Origin of the sequence: Sphingosinicella rhizophila (assembly GCF_032378825.1) — a bacterium.
GTDB classification, from domain to species: Bacteria; Pseudomonadota; Alphaproteobacteria; order Sphingomonadales; family Sphingomonadaceae; genus Allosphingosinicella; species Allosphingosinicella rhizophila.
The window spans coordinates 128,850-148,706 of record NZ_JAVUPU010000009.1 but is presented as its reverse complement, the minus strand read 5'-3'; the positions used below and the strand labels follow the sequence as shown (position 1 = coordinate 148,706).

At 61.8% G+C, this 19,857-nt stretch carries 11 protein-coding genes; 5 read left to right on the top strand and 6 right to left on the bottom strand.

Going from position 1 to position 19,857, the window contains the following annotated elements; translation table 11 throughout:
- The first annotated feature begins 119 nt into the window (after positions 1–119).
- From RQX22_RS16300 to RQX22_RS16290, 3 genes are all read left to right on the top strand, one after another.
- Positions 120–1,241, top strand: a complete 1,122-nt coding sequence (locus RQX22_RS16300; protein ID WP_315727769.1) for an NAD-dependent epimerase/dehydratase family protein — start codon at positions 120–122, stop codon at positions 1,239–1,241.
- 208 nt (positions 1,242–1,449) lie between these two features.
- A complete protein-coding gene (locus RQX22_RS16295) occupies positions 1,450–3,321 on the top strand; it encodes a cation:proton antiporter (RefSeq protein WP_315727767.1) in 1,872 nt (623 codons plus the stop codon).
- Positions 3,318–4,004, top strand: a complete 687-nt coding sequence (locus RQX22_RS16290; RefSeq protein ID WP_315727765.1) for an OmpA family protein — start codon at positions 3,318–3,320, stop codon at positions 4,002–4,004. The genes RQX22_RS16295 and RQX22_RS16290 overlap by 4 nt, the downstream gene beginning before the upstream one ends.
- On the opposite strand, the gene RQX22_RS16285 is transcribed toward RQX22_RS16290, so the two are convergent.
- The 6 genes from RQX22_RS16285 to RQX22_RS16260 all read right to left on the bottom strand — a co-directional run bounded on the left by RQX22_RS16285 (position 3,932) and on the right by RQX22_RS16260 (position 14,117).
- Positions 3,932–5,128 carry a serine hydrolase domain-containing protein gene (locus RQX22_RS16285; protein WP_315727763.1) on the bottom strand — a complete coding sequence of 399 codons (1,197 nt, stop codon included), beginning with the start codon at positions 5,126–5,128 and terminating at the stop codon, positions 3,932–3,934. The two genes, RQX22_RS16290 and RQX22_RS16285, sit on opposite strands and share 73 nt — an antisense overlap.
- Positions 5,129–5,282: 154 nt before the next feature.
- A complete protein-coding gene (locus RQX22_RS16280; protein ID WP_315727761.1) occupies positions 5,283–7,076 on the bottom strand; it encodes a serine hydrolase domain-containing protein in 1,794 nt (597 codons plus the stop codon).
- A gap of 42 nt (positions 7,077–7,118) precedes the next feature.
- A complete protein-coding gene (locus tag RQX22_RS16275) occupies positions 7,119–9,440 on the bottom strand; it encodes a S9 family peptidase (protein ID WP_315727759.1) in 2,322 nt (773 codons plus the stop codon).
- A 24-nt stretch (positions 9,441–9,464) separates the two neighbouring features.
- Entirely contained in the window at positions 9,465–10,613 is a 1,149-nt protein-coding gene (locus RQX22_RS16270) for an alpha/beta hydrolase (RefSeq protein ID WP_315727757.1), read from the bottom strand.
- A gap of 157 nt (positions 10,614–10,770) precedes the next feature.
- Positions 10,771–11,787, bottom strand: coding sequence for a dipeptidase (locus RQX22_RS16265; RefSeq protein WP_315727754.1), 1,017 nt, complete (start codon positions 11,785–11,787; stop codon positions 10,771–10,773).
- Positions 11,788–11,963: 176 nt separating this feature from the next.
- Entirely contained in the window at positions 11,964–14,117 is a 2,154-nt protein-coding gene (locus RQX22_RS16260) for a TonB-dependent receptor (protein ID WP_315727752.1), read from the bottom strand.
- Between the two features lie 816 nt (positions 14,118–14,933).
- Between RQX22_RS16260 and RQX22_RS16255 the strand changes: the two genes are divergently transcribed.
- A complete protein-coding gene (locus RQX22_RS16255; protein ID WP_315727751.1) occupies positions 14,934–17,714 on the top strand; it encodes a TonB-dependent receptor plug domain-containing protein in 2,781 nt (926 codons plus the stop codon).
- 107 nt (positions 17,715–17,821) lie between these two features.
- The gene (locus RQX22_RS16250) at positions 17,822–19,849 is read left to right on the top strand and encodes a serine hydrolase domain-containing protein (RefSeq protein WP_315727749.1); all 2,028 of its coding nucleotides are present in this window, start codon (positions 17,822–17,824) and stop codon (positions 19,847–19,849) included.
- The last annotated feature ends 8 nt before the right edge of the window (positions 19,850–19,857 follow it).

Below are 19,857 nucleotides of genomic sequence, written 5' to 3'. Positions count from 1 at the left end.
CCAGCATCCATGAAGGCCCGACGGGCCACCGAACCAACTCGGCAAGCAAACTTCGCGACACTTGCTTTGATGGAAGATCATATGCTCGATAGGCCAATCGATTTTGCAAGGGGCCGCACATGACGACGAGACGAGAGTTTGTGAAAATGTCGGGGGCTTTGGGCATAGGCTTGAATCTGCTCTCCAGCGCCGCGCGTGCCGCTCAGGTGCCGGTCGACAAAAGCCGCGCGCCGCTACGCATCCTCATCCTGGGCGGCACCGGCTTCATCGGACCCTATCAGGTACGCTACGCGGTCCAGCGGGGTCATGAGGTTACGGTGTTCAATCGCGGCAGGCGGCAGGCAGATTTGCCGGCGGGCGTGAAGCATTTGCAGGGCGACAGGAATGGGCAGCTCGACGCGCTGACAACCGGAACCTGGGATTGCGTGATCGACAATTCGGCAACGAACCCGGATTGGGTCCGCATGTCGGCGGGACTGCTGCGCGATCGCGCAAAGCTTTACCTCTACGTTTCGTCGGCGAGCGTCTACTATCCCTTCCGCACGACGGACATCGACGAATCCGTGGAGCCGAGCCTGGACAAGATCAAGGATGATCCGGCCAGCAGCTACGGCGTGGACAAAGCGCTTTCGGAGATCGAGGCCGAAAAGGCTTTCCCCGGAAGGGCGCTGATAGTGCGGCCTCACTATATCGTCGGACCAGGCGACACGACCGATCGCTTCCCCTATTGGCCCCAGCGCGTGGAGCGCGGCGGCGACGTGCTGGCACCAGGGCGGCCCACCGACCGCGTGGAGCTCGTCGATGTCCGTGACCTGACCGAGTGGATGGTGCGCATGTTAGAGGAACAAGCGACCGGGCGTTACAATGTGGCCGGCCCGCAATCCCCCCTTTCGATGGGCGAGTTCCTGGGTGGCGTTCGCGCAGCCGTCAGCGGATCGAATCCCGTGCGTTTCGTCTGGGTCGACGATTACGACTTCCTGGAGAAACACGGCGTCGGCGGTGTGACGCCCTGGGTGCTGCCAAAAGGTAACTTCTTCGGTTTCGCCACCGTCAATTTCGACAAGGCGCTGGCCCGCGGCCTCACCTTTCGGCCCCTCGCTGAAACGGTAGGCGATACGCTGGCCTGGTGGAATTCGGATGCTGTGGCTTCCGAAAGGCGGGCCAAAGCAAGTTTCCCCATGACACCCCAGAAGGAGGCAGAGGTGCTCATGGCATGGAATGCGCGGACCACGCGGCCATGACGGTCCGTCCCTCGATCGACACATCAAGATGACCGGGTTCGGTGAGGTTTTACGCCTCTGAACCAATCCTTGCGAGCGGCCGACACGGGCTCAATTCCAGGCAATGCCCTGCGGCCCGATGATCGAATGGATTGGAACTCATCGCGTCATCGCGGGTCTTGATCCCATGCCCCTTTGGGCGGCCGCCCCTCCCCGCTAGGACCCCCGGATGGATCATCTCGCCCTCGTCATGGCCGTCATCGGCCTCATCGGCATCGGCGCGCAATGGATCGCCTGGCGAACGGGCCTGCCCGCGATCGCGTTGATGCTGCTGGCCGGGATCGTCGCGGGCCCGGTCACCGGCTTCATCGATCCGGAACGCGACTTCGGGCACATGTTGGAGCCGGCCGTATCGATCGCGGTGGCCATCATCCTTTTCGAAGGTGGCCTGAGCCTCAATTTTCGCGAGCTTCGGCAATCCGAAGGTGCCGTTCATCGCCTCGTGTTGCTGGGCGTCCCGATCGGCTGGATCCTCGGCGCGATTGCCTGTTATTATGTGGCCGGGCTGGTGTGGCCGGTCGCGATCCTGTTCGCCGGCATTCTGGTGGTCACCGGGCCGACCGTCATCCTCCCGCTGCTGCGCCAGACCAGCATGGCCGCAAGACCCCGGGCGATCCTGAAATGGGAAGCGATCGTCAATGATCCGATCGGCGCCCTGTGCGCGGTCCTGACATATGAATATCTCCGCCAGACGCAGGCCGAGACATCGATGGTGCAGAGCATCGCCCTCGTGCTCGTCGCCGGCGTGATAGCCGGTCTGATCGGCTACAGCGTGGCGCGGGCGATCGCCTGGGCCTTGCCGCGCGGATACGTTCCCGAATTCCTCAAGGCGCCAGTGCTGCTGGTTGCCGTCATCGGCACGTTCGTGCTCTCGAATGCCATCCAGCAGGAAAGCGGACTGCTGGCGGTGACCGTGATGGGCATCGCGCTCGCCAACATGCAACTCGCCAGCGTCCGCGAACTGTTGTCGTTCAAGGAGAATATCACCGTCCTGCTCGTCTCGGGCGTGTTCGTCGTGCTTTCCGCCTCGCTCGACGTGACGGTGCTGCGCCAGTTCGAATGGAGATTCGGTCTTTTCCTGCTGGCGCTCCTGTTCGTGGTTCGTCCGTTGACCGTGCTGCTGAGCCTGGCGTTCAGCCGAATTCCCTGGCGGGAACGGCTCTTCGTGGCGTGGATCGCCCCGCGAGGCATCGTGGCCGTCGCCATTTCAGGCCTTTTCGCACTCCGCCTCGACGAGCTCGGTTATTCCGATGGCGGCATATTGGTGGCCTTGTCGTTCGCGGTGGTCGCCGCAACCATCGTCGCTCACGGGTTCACCATCGGCCCGGTCGCGCGGCTGCTCGGCCTCACATCCAACGAACCGCCCGGCATCCTGATCGTCGGGGCGACGCCCTGGAGCCTGTCATTGGCGGACCATGTCGGCCGCCTCGGCATACCGGTTTTGATCAGCGACAGAAGCTGGCAGCGTCTGGCCGACGCGCGTGGCCGCGGCGTTCCCACCTATCATGGCGAGATCCTGGCCGAGGCGACGGAGGAGGATCTCGATTTCCACAGATTTGGCGTGCTCGTCGCGGTCACGGACAACGAAGCCTATAACGCCCTGGTCTGCAGCGAATTCGCGCCAGAGCTCGGCCGCGATTCCGTCTATCAGCTCGGCGACGCGGCGGGGGACGATCCGCGCAGCCTGCCGGACGCGCTCCGGGGCCGCGCCCTCTTCACCTCCGGCTTCGGCGTGGAAGATATACGCGCCCGTTCCAGCTGGATCTTCGTCAGCGCCACCATTGGTGAAGGTCAGGATTTCGACGAATTGCGCGCGCGTCTTCCGGATGAGGCCGAACCGCTCCTTCTTCTCAAGCGCGGCGGCCACATCCGTTTTTTCACCCACGCTTCCCGCCCCGTTCCTGTCGCTGGCGACACCGTGATCGCTTATTCTCCGATCATCGATTTCCAGCAGGCGAGCGGCTGGACGACCGACCCCGCACCCGCCGGCAGGGTCGAGGCGATTGAACCCCGCAGTGAACTTATTAGAGTCGAGGCATGAAAGTCCCGCTGCCGCTTCTCCTGCTATCCTGCCTGCTGCCGATTTCCTGCGGACGCCCGAACGATGAAGCCTCCAAACCCGCGGACAGCGTCAAGGTGTCGCCTCCCCCCGCGCAACAGGAAAAGCCGAAGCCAACCTCGGTCATGCGGCCTGAGGTAGCCGAAAAGGTCGACCCGCCCGCCCCTCCTCCCCCAACCGAACCCTTGCGTCTGGTGGTCGGCTTCGTCGAGCCGGGCGCGCGCTTGGACGATAAGGCCACCGAGGCGATCGACAGGCTGCTGTTCGATCCTCGTTTCACCGATGACAAGCAGATCCGCCTGGCCGGTCATACGGATTCGATCGGGAGCGACAGCGACAATCTGAGAGTGTCCCGGCTGCGCGCCGAGGCGGTTCGGGACTATCTCGTCGCCAAGGGCATCGCGGCGGACCGAATATCGGTGATCGCCCTTGGCGAGCGCAGGCCGCTCGAACCCAATGCCCATGCGGACGGCAGCGACTTTCCGGAAGGCCGCCAACGAAACCGGCGCGTGGAGATCATGGTCTCCCCTCCCCAACCCGAAGCGCCCGAAGCCGAGCCGGGCGGCCAGGAAAGCCCTTCATCCCGAAGCGGTCACGGACTTTCGGCCGGCGGCGGGGCGGAGGCGCCCGAAAGCAGAATCTCGACCATGAGCGGCGCGAACTGATAGGTTGCGCTTTTGGTATTTCCCAGAATGACCAGGGTGAAATCGGGATCGGGATAGGTGAAGAGCGCGGCATTGAACCCGCTGATCGCTCCGCCATGGCCCACCATGGGCCTTTGCTTGCTGTCGGCGAGGCCCAAACCCAATCCGTAGGGTGCGCGCGGCAGCGGCTGATGCTTGGGCAGCCATTCCGCACCGGCGGATCGGCCGGAAGCCAGTTTGGCGGGAGACGTCATCAAAGCGACGGTCGCCGGCTTGAGCAGCTTGCCGCTCAACAAAGCGGCATTCCAGGCCACCATATCGCGAATCGTGGACCGCGCCGCTCCGGCAGCGCCCGCGACCGTCAAAGAGTCGTAGGGAGCATTGCGGAAGCCCGATGGCGCTTCCGGTGTGGAGACGTAGCCATGTGCCCTGTGCAGGACTATGTCGCCCGCGCTGTCGATTGCGGTGTTCTTCAGCCCCAGGGGCTCAAAGACATTGGCGCGCATGAACTCGGCAAAATCCTGACCGGATACTTTTTCGATGACGGCGCCGAGAAGAAAATATCCTGTATTCGTATAGCTGCGTGCGGTCCCCGGCGTGAATTCGAACTGCGGGGTTATACTTGCCAGGGCCTTGGTCATTTCCGACGTCGTGCCCTCGAGCTTTTTCGTGGATTCGAAGAATTCGAGCCCCGTATAGTTCGTCAATCCCGATGTGTGGGTCAGGATCTGATAGAGGCTCACCTTGTCGGCATTGGGGTAATCGGGCAAATATTTCGACAGCGGATCGTAGATTGAGAGTTTGCCCCGATCGGCAAGCAGCAGGATCCCGGCGGCGGTAAATTGCTTCGTGATCGAACCCACACGAAACACCGTGTCGGGCGTGACAGCGGCGCCATTTTCGATATCGGCCATGCCATAGGTCTTCAGAAACTCGATCCTGTCTCCCTTGGCGATGGCAACTGCGTAACCGGCGACTTTGTGCTTCGCCACCATGTCGGCAATGGCGGCGTCCATGGACTTTATGGCGGCCTGGGAGAGAGGCCTCGCCTCGACCGAGTCCGTCGAGATGGCCTGCGACGACACGGCCAGCAAAGCCGCCGCAAGTGCAAGGAAGGCAGGCCGCCGGTGGGGTGAACTTCGCATCTCCATCTCCATTCTGCTCAGGCCACAAGCCGACCACGAATTTGATATCGGGGATGAACAAAATTGACAATCAGAATTGTTATTTCGAATAGGATATACATATATCCTATAGGCAATTCATGGTCGCCCATCCCTCTTCGTTCCGGTCGTGCGCCTACAGAAGATTGAAGAAGGTGAAGGGGACGAGAAGTGCCAGCGCCGCCGCGCCGAGCAATGCGGAATGCCATTGCGCCATCCCGCGCCGATCGCCCCGCCAGGTCAGCCATCCGAGGCAGGCCGCCAATCCTATCAGGAGGACGATGTTCAGCTTGAGGGCGAGAAAGCGCGCATAGCGGCCGGCGATTATATCCTGCTCCAGACCGGGCGGGATCACGAACAGCAATAGCGGCACGCCGCCCGCCAGCACGCCGATCAGCAGGGCGAGCAGTTTTGCCCTCCCCCGCATCCACAAAGGGCCGAGCAAACCGGTAAGCAGCAAGCCCAGTGCCGCCGCCCCGAACATGAGCTGGTTGCGGGGATCGGACAGACCTGACACGCGACGGGCGGCGCCAGCCCTTTGGGAGAGGCTATTGGCGCCAAAGACATAGACCGGTCCAGGTTTTCCATCGCGGGCGATCGTATAGCTTCCCGGGGCGAAGGAATAATAAGGGCCATCGCCATTGATCGTCAGCCTGTTTGCAGACGCACGCGCGACCTCGACCACGGCATTGGCGGCGACGATCGCCTCGAAATTGGTTTGTGGCCTTCGCTCCTGCCAATATCGGCCGACATGATGCGTCGGATCCGGTTGAACGGCCAGCGGCGGGGGCGCCCGGTAAGGACCCAAAGCAAGGTTCAAGAAGGATGCCTGAAGCTTTCCCGGTTCGAGAGGCGAACCTGCCCCGGGTGCCGGCCCTCCCGCCCAGCTGTAGAAGATTCCGAAATCTTGCTCCGGCACGAAATAAAGGTCCGAACCGAAGCCGGAAAATGCGCCGGAATGACCGACGACTTTGTAGCCGTTCCAGCCCGAGAGGAAGAATGCCATTCCGATCGGATCCAGGGTCGGCGCATTGCGCGCAAGAGGCCGGTGCAGGCTTGCCACAGTGGCAGGTGACAAGACGTCCGGGAAATAGCCGAGCTGGGCGAGCAGGAAGCGTCCCATATCGTCCGCAGTCGTGTGGATCGATCCGGTGGGCGCATGAAAAGGCGTGTTGATGTCGAAAGCTCCCGCCCGCGGTCCGAAATGGGGCCGGACGAGGCGGGCCGATGCGGCGGCGTCATAAACCAGCTCGGTGTCCTTCATCCCGAGCGGGGTCAGGATCCGCCGGTGGATGAAGTCCCGCATGGTCAAGCCGGTGACGTCCTCGACGACCAGCCCCAGGATTGCGGGGTCGATATTGGCATAGACTATGCGGGAGCCAGGAGCCCGGACGATGGCCGGCAGATGGGCGCGAACATAATCGGCGGACACGGGCACGGTTCGATCGCTCCGATCGCCTATGGCGAAGCCGCGCTCTTCGAAACCGGCACTATGGGTGAGCAAGTGCCGCAAGGTGATCGCCTGGCCGAAAGCACCGGGCAGTTGCACGCGCTTCAAATAGACGTTCGCCCTATCGTCGAGCGACTTTATTCTGCCGTCCTGGACCAGCAGCGCTATTGCGGTCGCCGTAAAGGTCTTGGTCACGGATGCGATGATGAACCGTTCGCGCGGTGGCCCGACCGGCAATCCTGCCGAGGCGTCCGCATAGCCATAGGTGCGCTGCAAGACCGGACGTCCGCCCTGCACCACGACCATGGTCGCAGCGCTGACTCTGCCTTCGCGAACCGCCTCCCCCAGTTCGGCATCGGCCCAGGTCGAAAGCGACCTGGGATCGAGCCGAGCGGCGGCGGGAGACGTGGCAAGCAGCGCGGCCATGAGCAGGATCAGCAGCGCCGCGGGCGGCCTCATCGCGCGCACGGTCGATTTCATCCGAACACCCCCTCCATGATGATCGGCCGCCGAATGAATCGTCTAATCATTCTGCTCTCGATCCCCGATCAGCTTGCGATCGAGAAAGCGCTGGGCGATCGCATAGGCATAACGTTCATGATCCCATCCGCAGCAATTGATGCGATGGTTTATGTCCGGCATGGTGAACAGTTCGACGTCCCCGCCGACCCTTATCATTCCGTCCAGGAATTTCATCGCGGGGGAGAAGCCCGAATTCGCATCCAGCGGCTCGGGCATGAGCAGGATGGCCCCCCTGATCTCGTTCAACCTCGTCAGGTTGGACCCCGCCGCATATCCCGCCGGGTTGTTCGAGGGCAGCCCCATGAAGGGTTCTATATAGGTGGTGTGATCGACCAGGTCGGATGAGGGCGCCAACGCCACCGCCGCCCGATAGAGATCGGGCGCATCGATCAGCGCCCGCTGCGCCAGATAGCCGCCCCAGCTGCTGCCGAAAACGCCCACGCGGCCCAGGTCCATCCACGGCCGGGTTGCGGCCGCGTCGCGAATGAACTTGGCGTGCTCGGCTATCACGCCCTGCGGCCAGGTCCCATAGGTCGCATCTTGGAACGCCCGTCCCCGGCCAGGCGTGCCCGGCGCGCTCATGTAAAGGACGACATATCCCTGGTTGGCGAGAATGCGCGCGAAACGGCCATTATAGCCGTTCCGCCACCAGCCGGTGGCATAGGCATCGCGCGGCACGAAATCGACCTGCATCCCGCCATAGATGATCTCCACGACCGGATAGCGCCTGGCCGGATCGAAACCCGAGGGGCGTACGACAAGGCCGTGCATGTCGAACCTGCCGTCGCTGGAACGGCTGACGACGCGTTCGACGGTCGGCAGGCTCTTGTCGATCTTTGCCTCGGCCAAAACGGCCATCGACCGACCTGCGGCGCTGTGCAATTCCACGACGGGAGCCATGATCGGGCTCGATCGCACCGTCAGAACCGTGGCGCCGTCGGGAGAGAAGGCCACGTCCCGGACATTTCCTCCCTGCACCACCGGTTCCGGCTTGCCGCCGCCGCGCAATCGGACACGATAGAGTCCGGCCTGGTAGGGAGTTCCCAAAGCGGCCCGGAAATAGACCCAGCCATCGCTGACCCTGACGATGTTTTCGACGGCCCATCGGCCCCGGGTCAATCGCGCGAGCGGAGTTCCTCCGTCGGTGTAGCGATAAATGTGCCGCCAGCCATCACGCTCCGAAAGATAGAGAAATCCCCCTCCTATCGGAAAGAAAAGCTGCGGAGACAGCGTCATGGGGGTGTCGATATAGGTTTCGCTGGTCTCGCGAAGTATCTCCCGCGCCTCGCCCGAAGCGGCGTCGCCGCGAAATATCCGCAACGCCTTCTGCTCGCGATCCACCACCTGGTAGAAGATCGACTTTCCATCCTCGGACCAGCCGAGGAGATTGACATAATGATTGTCGGTCGTCCCCGTGCGGATCGGTACCCGCGCACCGGATCGAACATCGATCACCGCAAGGTGGAAACGGTGAATCGGATCGCCGGCGCGGGGATAGACCGCATGATCGATCCTCGGCGCCCGATCCAGCCAGCGCACGAGAGGCTCCCGCGCGACATGGCGGCTATCCAGCCGCACGGCGGCAAGTCTCGTGCCGTCGGGCGACCATGATGCGTTGAGCCCCTGCGCGGATTCCTCAGTGTCCAGCCACCCATGTTCCGCCACGCCGTCGTCCGTCAGGAAGCGGCGTTCGCCCGTTCGATTGCGAACATATATATTGTGGTCCTTGACGCCCGCGAACATGTCTCCGCGTGGCGAAGCCGCCTCCATTAACGGCCCAAAGGTGGTCGGGAACTGATCGGAAATCAGTTGAGCGCGGTCGCTCCCCAGCGCCAGCGACCGCGCGTCGTCCCTGCCTACGCCATGCGTTGCCAGATCGACCGCGAACACGTCCTGGCCGGCAGCCAGGAAGAGGTGCTTGCGATCGGCTGCCAATCCATGGAGCGTGAGGGCTCGATCCCCCAGGACGGCACGGTCCAGGGCAGGTCTCAGCCACGCGTCCCGGGTGAGGAAGCTGTCTGTCGGCCGCTCGCCGATCGTCACCAGGCGGATGTCCAACACCTTATGGTCGCTGCGGAACAGCAAGGTGCGCCCGTCTACCCACAGCCAGTCCGGGCGCCCATCCCGGACCAGCGATTCTTCCCGGGCGAAGATCGCGTCAATGGCCTCGAGCGACTCCCGCATGGGCTTCTCTGCCGCGGATGCGACCGGCGAAAGCAGGCACATGGCGGAGGCGGCCAGGATCGATAGTCTGCAGAGCCAGTTCAGTCGCAGCAGATCCTCCCTGCCAGCCGGCCTGACATTCGGCAAAGCCGGAGTCATGGTGCGAGGCACGGAATAGAAGGCCTAATCGTCCGTGGCATTTTCGGATGCCATCAGGGCCAGGAACGGGCCGACTTTCGCCAGGGTCTCTTCCGGATGGCTATAGGGAAATGAATGCCCTGCGCCGGCGGGAGCGAAGTCGAACGATCCTCGAGAGGTGTAGCCCACATAATCCTGCTGCCAGGCGCGACGCAGCCGCAGCCAGTTCGTGCGCTGGCGAGGATTGAGTCCTGCGGGAACTTCGCGGAACATCTCGGCATCGGATTTGACCGCCTGCGACATCATGAACACCGGAAGCTGGCCGAGCGCGCCAGGGGTGCGAACCAGATCGATCGGAGCGCGGCATGCCTCTCTCCCGGCGGACCACGCCGCCACCAGTGAACGCGGCCTCGCTTCCTGGTCGACGATCGTGGACCAATCCCGGCCGTACAGGGCAGCCGCGTCGTAATCGCGAACGCGGTACATCGGGTTCAGCCGGTCGATCAGACCCAGGCCAAACATGGTCAGGTAGACATTGGGCCAGGGCGGGGTCCTGGGTCCGCATCCGAAGGTCTGGCTTTGCTCGAGAAACCAGAGAGGCGGCGTGGGGTCGAGAAGCACGATCCCCTTCACGTCGCCGGGATATGCATCGGCGTAATTCGCCGCGTAGAGGCCGCCCATCGAATGGCCGATAAGGACCAGGGGCATCGTCTCGCCTGCGCCCCTGATCGCCATACGGATTTCGGCCAAGATGGTATCGACCGTGCGCGGCAGCGGGCCATCGTCGGCCCAGCCGGTGCCCGGCCTGTCGATGATGCAGGTTCGATAACGGGATTGAAGCCGCTCCTGAAGCGGCTTCATCCAGCTTCCCGTTGAATAGCCCCCTGAGAGCAAGACGAGCGTCAGCCCCCCGCTTTGCCCCTTGCACTGCACGAAGGCTCGATAGCCGCCGACGTCCACCAATTTCCCGTCGACCGGGCGCAACCGCTCGAGCGCGCGGTCCCTCACCGCCATGGCGGTGGCTCCAGACAGCATCGCCAGGCCGAGGATCGCAAGGAAGCTTCCACCGACCAAAGCCGTGATCTTGCGCAAGCCGGCCGATCGGCGCCCCAGGACAATCAAGCCACAAGCGAAAAGGAGCGTCAGCGCTGCGATCAGCCAGGGCGTGAATGCCGCTCTCAATATCTCGTTCATCGCGGCGATGATCCCTGAGCCGGATCGCGCGGCCATGCGGCCGTGGACCGGATTGTGTTTCCATTCGGGTGCAAGGCTTTCATTTTCGAAAAGCCCCTGTCAAGACGGCGATGCCGCGCCAGCCGGACGCGCAACGGCGGCACCGGCAATCGAGACCTCATTTCCACACCCGCTCGGCCACTCTCAGAAAGTTGCCGCCGAGGAACCCGCGAACGTCAGCATCGGACCAGCCGCGCATCAGAAGCTGGTCCACGATGTGCGGGAGATCGCCGGGAGCCAGATAGCGATTGCCCGGCTGATATCCGAAGCCTTCCGGCCAGGTGTCGCGGGCGGCGAGCAATTGGGCTTCCATGTCGTCCTGATCATAGACATAGTCCAATCCGATTCCGACATGCGCCGGCCCCACCCGGTCGGCGATATAGGCCACGTGATCGACGTATCGGCTGATCAGATCCTGCTTTTCGCCAAGGAAGACGCTGATGCCGTTGATGCCGATGACGCCGTCGACGGCAGCGACCGCATCGATCAAAGTGTCCGGTATGTTGCGCGGGTGATCGTCCAGCGCCTTCACGTTGGAATGCGAGAATATCATCGTGCGCTGGCGCTCGGCCTGATGGTCGATGGCCATGCGGGCCGTTCGATAGCCGGTATGGGAACAGCAGGTGACGATACCGTTCGCATCCAACGCGTCCAGCAGACGGGCCCCGAGGGGAGACAATCCCGGATCCGCGTCATCGTGTACGCCACCGCCCATCGCATTGCTGCGATTATAGGCGATCAGCAGCCACCGCACGCCAAGCAGCGCGTAGATGGGCACCAGATCTATCTGTCCGTCCATTGCCCAGGCACCTTCGACATCGAAGGCGATCGCCAATTTCCCCTCGGCCTTCGCACGGCGAATGTCCGCGACCGACAAGGCCAATGAGAAAGCATCCGGACGCGCGGCGATGCAGGCGCGAAAATGGGCCGCCATGCGGATCTGGGTTTCGAAAGGCACCTGCGCGTCCCCGAGGTTCAGGGAGATCATCGTGAATCCGGCGGATCGATGCGCCTCGAGCCGCTCGAACCAATCCGCTTCGGGCCGGTGCGGCAGGCAGACATGATTGTCCCACAGGATCGGTTCACGAATAAGATTGGCGGTCTGGGGGGAGAGAGACGATTTCGGAGTGAACATAGAGCGTTACCTGAGGCCTGTTGCGCCATCATTTCTTGAGGTTGCTGATCGGATGCGGGGTCCCTCCAGATCGCTTGATGGATCCAGGCCAGGATGTCGCGAGAGAGCTTCCCATTCCCGTCGAACGTTCCGAAGGCGGAAGCGGCGCACCGATGGGCACCGCTTCCGCAAGGGATTCAGAAACTGACGTCGAAGGCGAGACCGATCACACGGGGTTCGTTGACGGAGACGTTGACCCCGGCGCCATAAGCGATGAATTCATCCGTCAGGTTGCGGACGAAGAGATCGACGCTCCAATTGTCCCGCGCAATTCCAATGATCGCATTCACCAGCTTGTAAGAGCCCTCTTTCACGGGCGTCGTATAACTGAAGATCTTGTCGCCCTCGAAGGATATGTCGCCATGCGCCTTCAGGTAGAATCGGTTTCCGAGTGGGAAACGGGCATCGAAATAGGCGCTCCCTCTCCATTCGGGCTGCGCCGTAAGGGGTAGGCCGACAAAGGCTGTTTGCCCGGATTCGACGATCTCGGTATGCGTGTAGCTGATGTTGCCTCCGACAGTCACGTACCTGAACGCATATGATAACGACGCTTCGAAGCCGTATATTTCGGCACTGCCGATGTTGGACACATATTGCTCATTGAACGGTGCGCCAGGATTGACCACCTCCTGCCGGTCCTTCCAGTCGGTGTAGAAAGCCGCGGCCTCCATTGTCAGGGCATCGAAAAATCGCCCCTTCGCACCGAGTTCATAGCTCCAGATCTTCTCGGCGCCGTAAACGTTCTGGCGCACACCATTATCGTTGAAGTCGGTATTGCCTCCCGGACCACGAAATCCGTTGGTCGCCGAAACGTAGATCTGCGCCTGGTCGCTCGGCTTAAACTGGATCGCGAACTTCGGGGTCAGGATGTCGTAGCCAAGATCGACATCGAATATTCCGATCGCGGGCAGGAACCTGAATCCCGTGAGGGAGGTGAAGTCGTCCGACTGGTCGTAATTGATCTTCCTGTCTTCCTTCGTATAGCGAAGGCCGGTTATCAGGGTCACGCGGCTGGAAACATCATATTCCACCTGGCCGAAGGCGGCATATTGCTGATAATCTTCAACTCTCCTCAGGCGGAGAGGATTGAATGGGATTGATGGAATTTCCATGAAATCCACGCCGACATTATTTTTGGTATCGAAGTAATAGAGGCCCGCAACCCATCGGAATGCCGAATCTCCGGGGGAAATGAGCCGAATTTCCTGCACGAACGATTTATCGTCGATATCCAGTGTCTGATAGAAAGTGTCAAACACCGTGCCGGGCGGAAGCCCGCCTTCCGCATCGATCAGCCCGGGCAGGAATCCATTGAAGCTGAAGAGATCGAACAGCCGGGACGTAGTCCGTTTGAAATAGTTGGTAGAACTTACCAGCTCGGCAAAATCGAAATCATATTTTACCGTGAAATTGAACTGGTCGATATTGTCGCGCCGCGCTTCATCGACATTGATGGTCTGTTCATAATCGCGGTTGGCGAACTGGCGCCCGCCATATTCCGACCGCGTGAAGAATCCGGTCGCCGATATTTCCAGATCCGGCGTGGGCGTCCATAATGCGGTGACGCGGCCTGACCAGAAATCGAGATCATTGATGTTCTGTCCGCCAAAGGCGGGGGAGAGATTGTCGATCCATCCCCCCTCGTCGCGCCGGCTCAGGGTACCGCGGATGGCGAACTTGTCGTTCACGACCGGGATGTTCAACATGACGTCCGCGTTATAGCCCCCTTCGCCATGGGCGAAGTTGAGGTAGGAACCACGCACCCGGGCTTCGAACTTGTTGGGATCGGGCCTCTTGGAGATGATGCGGATCACGCCGCCGATCGCACTTTCGCCGAACAGCGTCCCCTGCGGTCCCCGAAGGATTTCCACACGTTCGATATCGAAAGTCTTGACGTCGGGGCTAGCCCCCGGATCCGATATGACCGGAACATCGTCGATATAGAAACTGATCGGCGCCTTGGCCCGCTGGCCTCCACCGCCCGACACGCCGCGGATCGAGATCTCGTTCAGGCCCGGAGACTGCTGCCGGAACGTGACGCCCGGAACCTGCCGAATATAGTCGGCCAGGTCGTCCTTGCCTTCGGCGACGAGCTTGTCGCCGCTCAGGGCCGTGATGCTGAGCGGCACATCCAGCACCGACTCTTCCCGGCGCGTGGCCGTGACGACGATCTCACCCTCCTCCGGCGCTTCGGCGCCCGATTGGGCGAGAGCCGCTCCGGGATGCATGATGCCGGCCAAGATTGCCGCCGCGACTGCCGCACTGCTCAATTGCTTGTATTTCACAGACATAAAGGCCCCCTCTCCTGATTCGACTTCCCCTGTACGATCGGAACTTTAGTGTCAGATCGGAAACATAGCTAGCCGTTTTTTTCATCACCCCCCACCTCCGCGATTTCCACTATGTTTCAGATGGTTATATTTGGCAGCTTTGCGGTCTGCCCTGCAGTTGGGGATCTCGAATGGACATGCTTGCGTCGAACCGGAAATTCCCGCACGCGACGGTCGCGACAGGAGCAGTCCGTGCTCGCAAGGGCTGCGTCTGATGCCGTGGCCGCGCTTAATTGAAGTCTGAAAGCGCGGGCCGGACATTCCGACTTCGTTGCTTCAGTCTTTGAGGCCGGTCCGGACCGATCGACTATATTCGCCACCGAACAGCATATGTGCGGGCGCTGTCGTGAGAGCCTGTACGCGAAAAACCGGTCAGGAAGAGGCGCCATGGCCATCCTCCGTGAATAGCCGGCCCCGCGCCCGGCCGATCCCGTTCACATGAGGATCAACGTCAGCGTCTCGGCAACCAGTGCGGGCCTATCACTGCCTTGAATGTCCATGACATTTTTGAATTTCACAAGCTTGCCGTCATGCGTCCACGATGGATTTCTCCGCCTGCCGCAGGCGAACGCGGGTGTCCGGGAGCCACGGGCGTGAGGAGGCGCAGTCTGCCGGAACCACAGTTGATGCGACGCCCGGTCGCGCTCCAACCAAAGGTTCGCGGCCGGCATTCGAGCCATTTTCTAATAGGAAACAGGATTGCCCTACTGGATGGATTCCTTGTTGGCGGAATGATAGGATGCGAAGAGAATAAATTATAAACTGAAGGGGAGTATCATGCGCAACGTTTCTGCACGAGCGAGCAAGTTCCTTCTCCGCGGCGTGAGCGGGATCGTCCTGGCCACGGCCATTGGCCAGGCCACGACCGCCCACGCCCAACCCGCCCAATCCGACGATCCTGCCGAAGCGGCAGGTGTCGGCGAAAGCGGCAATGAAAACGAGATTGTCGTCACCGGATCGCGCATCGAGCGCGCCGGTTTCGACCAGCCGACGCCGACCACCGTTATCGGCAACACCGAGCTCCGCCAAAGCGCTCCCTCCAATCTGGCGCAGGTCCTCAATGATCAGCCATCGGTACGGCCCAGCGTCGTTCCGGCAACGACCGTCGCCAATACCGGCGCGGGCACTGCTCCGGTGGATCTGCGCGGCCTTGGTGTCGACCGCACATTGACACTGATCAACGGCCGCCGTTTCGTTGGCCAGAACAATCTCAACTTCGTTCCCCTGAACATGGTCGAACGGCTCGAGGTCGTCACCGGCGGCGCCTCGGCGGCCTGGGGCTCCGGTGCGGTTGCGGGTGTCGTCAACATCATCCTGAACGACGATCTGGAGGGCCTGCAGCTTGGCGCGGAGGCCGGCATTTCCTCGCGCGGTGACGGCGAACGTTACCGGTTCGACGGCGCCTTCGGCACCCATTTCGCCGGCGGCCAGGGCCACTTCATGATCGGCGCCGAATATGTCGACGATCGCGGCATTCCGCCGCACGGCCGCCGCTCGCGTCCGCAACTCGGCGCCGGCCTCACCGTCGTCAATGGCCAGCTCGCCTTTGCGAACGACGTGAACATTCCGGGTCGCAGCTATAGCGGCTTGATCCTGGACGGCGTGCTGGCCGGACAGACCTTCAACGCCGACGGAACCCTGCGTCCCTATCGCGGCCCCGACGCATCCAGCACCGGCGGCGAGGATTCATCCCATCTCTGGGACGATTTCTATGCGGCATCACCGATCAAGCGGTTCAACGCCTATGCGCGTGTCAGTTACGACATCGGCAGCAACGCGACGATCTGGGCCGACCTCGCTTATGGCCGGACGGATACCAATTACGATTTCTTCACGGACTTTCTTGCACCGGGCGACATCGCCGCGGGCGGGCCGATCACCATTTTCGCGGACAATGCCTTCCTGTCGCCGGCGATCCGCGACCAATTGGCCGCGGCTGGCGAAACCAGTTTCTCTTTCTCCCGCGCCTATCGCGACATTCTTCAAGAGGTGTTCGATGCTGAGCGCGAGAATATCGAAGGGGCGATCGGCATCAATGGGACGTTCGGCAATGGCTGGAAATATCAGGCCCATTACAGCCACGGCCAGATCGAGGATGTGCAATTCCTTAGGGCTGGGGGGCTTCGCCAGAACGTCCTCAACGCGGCCGACGCCGTTTCGAGTGGTGGCCAGATCGTTTGCCGGGTCAACGCCGATGTCGATCCGACCAACGATGATGCCGCCTGTCGACCGATCAACATCTTCGGCGAGAATAACAGCTCCGCGGAGGCCATCGACTATATCAGCGCCGACCAGGGTCAGCGCAGCGTGCAGAAGCTCGATTCCCTGGGCGCCGAGATCCAAGGCGACCTGTTCTCACTCTGGGCCGGGCCGGTCACCGTCGCGGTGGGCGTCGAGGCGCGCTGGGAAGAAATCACCTCGACCCGTCCCCAGGAAACGATCGACCTCATCAACAGCGGCGCCTTGAATCTCCCCGGCTACACCGCCGATCTGAACGGCGGCTTCAACGTCAAGGAAGCCTTCGCCGAAATGGTGCTTCCGTTGCTGGACGCGGAAGGCGTCAAGCTCGATTTCAACGGCGCCGCCCGCTACTCGGATTACAGCAATAGCGGCGGCATCTGGTCGTGGAAGGTCGGCGGCACCGCCCGATTGTTCAATGACCTCCTGCTGCGCGCCACCCGCTCGCGCGATATCAGATCGCCGAATATCGCCGACCTTTTCTCGACCCAGAATACCGGCATCGGCGCGATCACCGATCTGGATCCGCCCGCAAACCCGCCTCCCGGCTATGATCCCAACCCGGATTTCGTGACCCTGATCTTCGGCGGCAATCCCGATCTGCAGCCGGAGATCAGCAGCACGCTCACGATCGGAGGCTCTTATTCGCCGTCCTTCCTGCGCGGGCTCAGCCTTTCGGTCGACTATTTCGACATCAAGATTGAAGGCGCCATCGTCACCTTGCTGGCGACCGACATCACCCGCCTCTGCGGGCAAGGCGTCCAAACCGCCTGCGACGCGATCATCCGCGACCCCGTGACCCAGACCGTCACCCGGGTCTTCTCCAATGCGCAGAACCTCGCCGAGTTCCAGACACGTGGCTGGGACATCGAAGCTGCCTATGTGCTGCCGATGTCGCAGATCGCCGGCGACAAGCCGGGCTCGCTTCGGTTCCGCGCGCTTGCGACTTACGTCGACAAGTATATTTTCAGCTCCGGCGGTGAGCGCGCGGGCGAAGTCGGCGACTTCGCGGTCGGAATTCCGAAATGGCGCGGCACCTTCAGCGCGACCTATCAGGACGACGTGATCGGCCTGGATACCCGTATCCGCTATGTCGGCGGCGGCGTCTACACGAGGGACGTGCCGGGCATCGTCAATAACAAGATCGATGCTCGCATCTATGTCGATATCGGCGCCCAGCTCAAAGTCATGGACAAGTTCACCTTCTTCGGAAACGTGTCCAATCTGTTCGACCGCAGCCCGCCCTTCATCCAACAGCAGAGCAACCATTACGACATCATGGGACGCTATTTCACCTTTGGAGCCCGGGTGAACTTCTGATCGCAAGACGTGCCGGGCACCTCCTTTTCGGGAGGTGCCCAGGCCTCAAGCGATCGGCAATTTCATGACAGGAATGCGGGTCCGGCGACGAGTATTTGAGAGGAAAGATGCGTCAGGACGGTCTCGCTTCACTATTTGTCGGCGCATTTTCGGCATTGCTGATCCTAAGTTCGAATGTCCACGCGGAAGCGGGGATAGCGAATGCGACAGTGGAAGCGACTTCGGCCGCACAGCCCGCGACGCCGCGGCTGAAAGCGTATAGGCCCGCAACAACGACCGCCGGCAATAATTTCATCGTTCCCGCCGGATGGTCACTCACCACGAATGGCGACCTTTCGGTCCTGGAGGCTCCCGAGGGCAATTCGTGGGTCGCGTTGGTCGACGTCAAGGCGAAGCGGCACGATGCCGCAATCACGGAGGCATGGGCGGCCTATCGTCCTTCGGCGAAACGGCCGCTACAGGATATTATATCCGGTCCGGACAAGGACGGATGGACAGATCAGCGCATCTATTCCTACCAGACCTCGCCGGGCGAGCATCGTACCGTCACAGCTGGCGCAATGCGTCACGGCGACCGCTGGATGGCCTGGATCCAGGACGTCGACAACGGTGTGCGGGAAAAGCGGAGCGCGGCGCTGACGCTCATCATGGAAGGACTGCTGCCCAAAGGCTATTCGCGAGAATCCTTTGCCGGCCGCACCGCGAATATCCTCGACCGAAAGCATATCGCGGAGCTGACCGCATTCATCAGGCGGGCGCAGCAGGAATTCGGTATTCCGGGTGTTTCGGTCGGCCTCGTCCAAGGCGGCAGGACGGTCTTTGCGGGTGGCTTCGGCGTCCGCGAACTGGGACGGCCCGAAGCCCCCGATGCCGAAACGCTCTACCTGATCGCTTCCGTCACCAAGCCGTTGACGACGCTGATGCTCGGCAAGCTGGTCGACGAGCAGCGCCTACGCTGGGACATGCCGGTGACGAGCGTATTTCCATCGTTCAGGCTCGGAAATGCCGACACGACCCGCTCGGTGCAGATCAGGCATCTTTTATGCGCATGCACAGGCCTGCCGCGTCAGGATCTGGACTGGCTTCTGGAATTCGAGCGGGCGACCCCGGCAACGACGCTCGCGGCGCTTGGCGCGGTTCAGCCGACCAGCCGGTTCGGCGAGATGTTCCAATATTCCAACCCGCTGGCGGCCGCGGCCGGCTTCGTCGGCGGCCATGCCTTGTTCCCCGATAAGGAGTTGGGACGGGCCTATGACGAAGCCATGCAATCGCGCGTCTTCGATCCGCTGGGCATGAAGTCGACAACGTTCGACTTCCGGCGGGCGCTGAGCCTCAACCATGGGACGGGGCATGCGCTCGATATGGACGGAAACCCCGCCTTCGCCGTCTTCGACATCAATTATGCCATCGTTCCGCTGCGCCCCGCCGGCGGCGCGTGGAGCAATGTGGACGACATGCTGAAATATGTCTCGATGGAGCTGGCAGGCGGCAAGCTTCCAAACGGAAGCCGCTATATTTCATCAGCGATATTGGCGGATCGGCAGGCGCCCAACGCCTTGATCGGCGACCAGTTCACCTATGGCATGGGCCTGATGGTCTCGAGCAAATACGGGGTGCGGGTGGTCAGTCACCCCGGCAGCATGTTCGGATATCGATCCATCATGTTGTGGCTGCCGGATCATGACGTAGGCGCGGTCATTCTGACGAATGCCGATCAGGGCGATATCTTCTGGACGGCATTTCCGCGCAAGTTCCTGGAGCTGCTGTTCGACGGCAAGGCCGAGGCCGACAATGAGGTCGAGGTGGCGGCAAAGACGATGCGTGAGCGGATGGCTGCCGAGCGCAAGTCCCTGAATATTGCGCCGGAAGCTGCCGCCGTCGCCAGGCTTGGCCGCCAATATGCCAATCCCGCTCTCGGCGACCTCGACGTCCGCAAGCAGGGAACCGGCCTCATCTTCGATTTCGGCGAGTGGGAATCGCCGGTCGCGTCGCGGGCTAATCCCGATGGCACGACGTCGTTCGTGACGATCGCGCCGAGTTTCATCGGGAAGGAATTCGTGATGGGCCAGCTGGACGGTAAGTCCATTCTGAGCCTGCGCGATGCCCAGCATGAGTATGTGTTCCGCGAAAAATGAACGCGGCT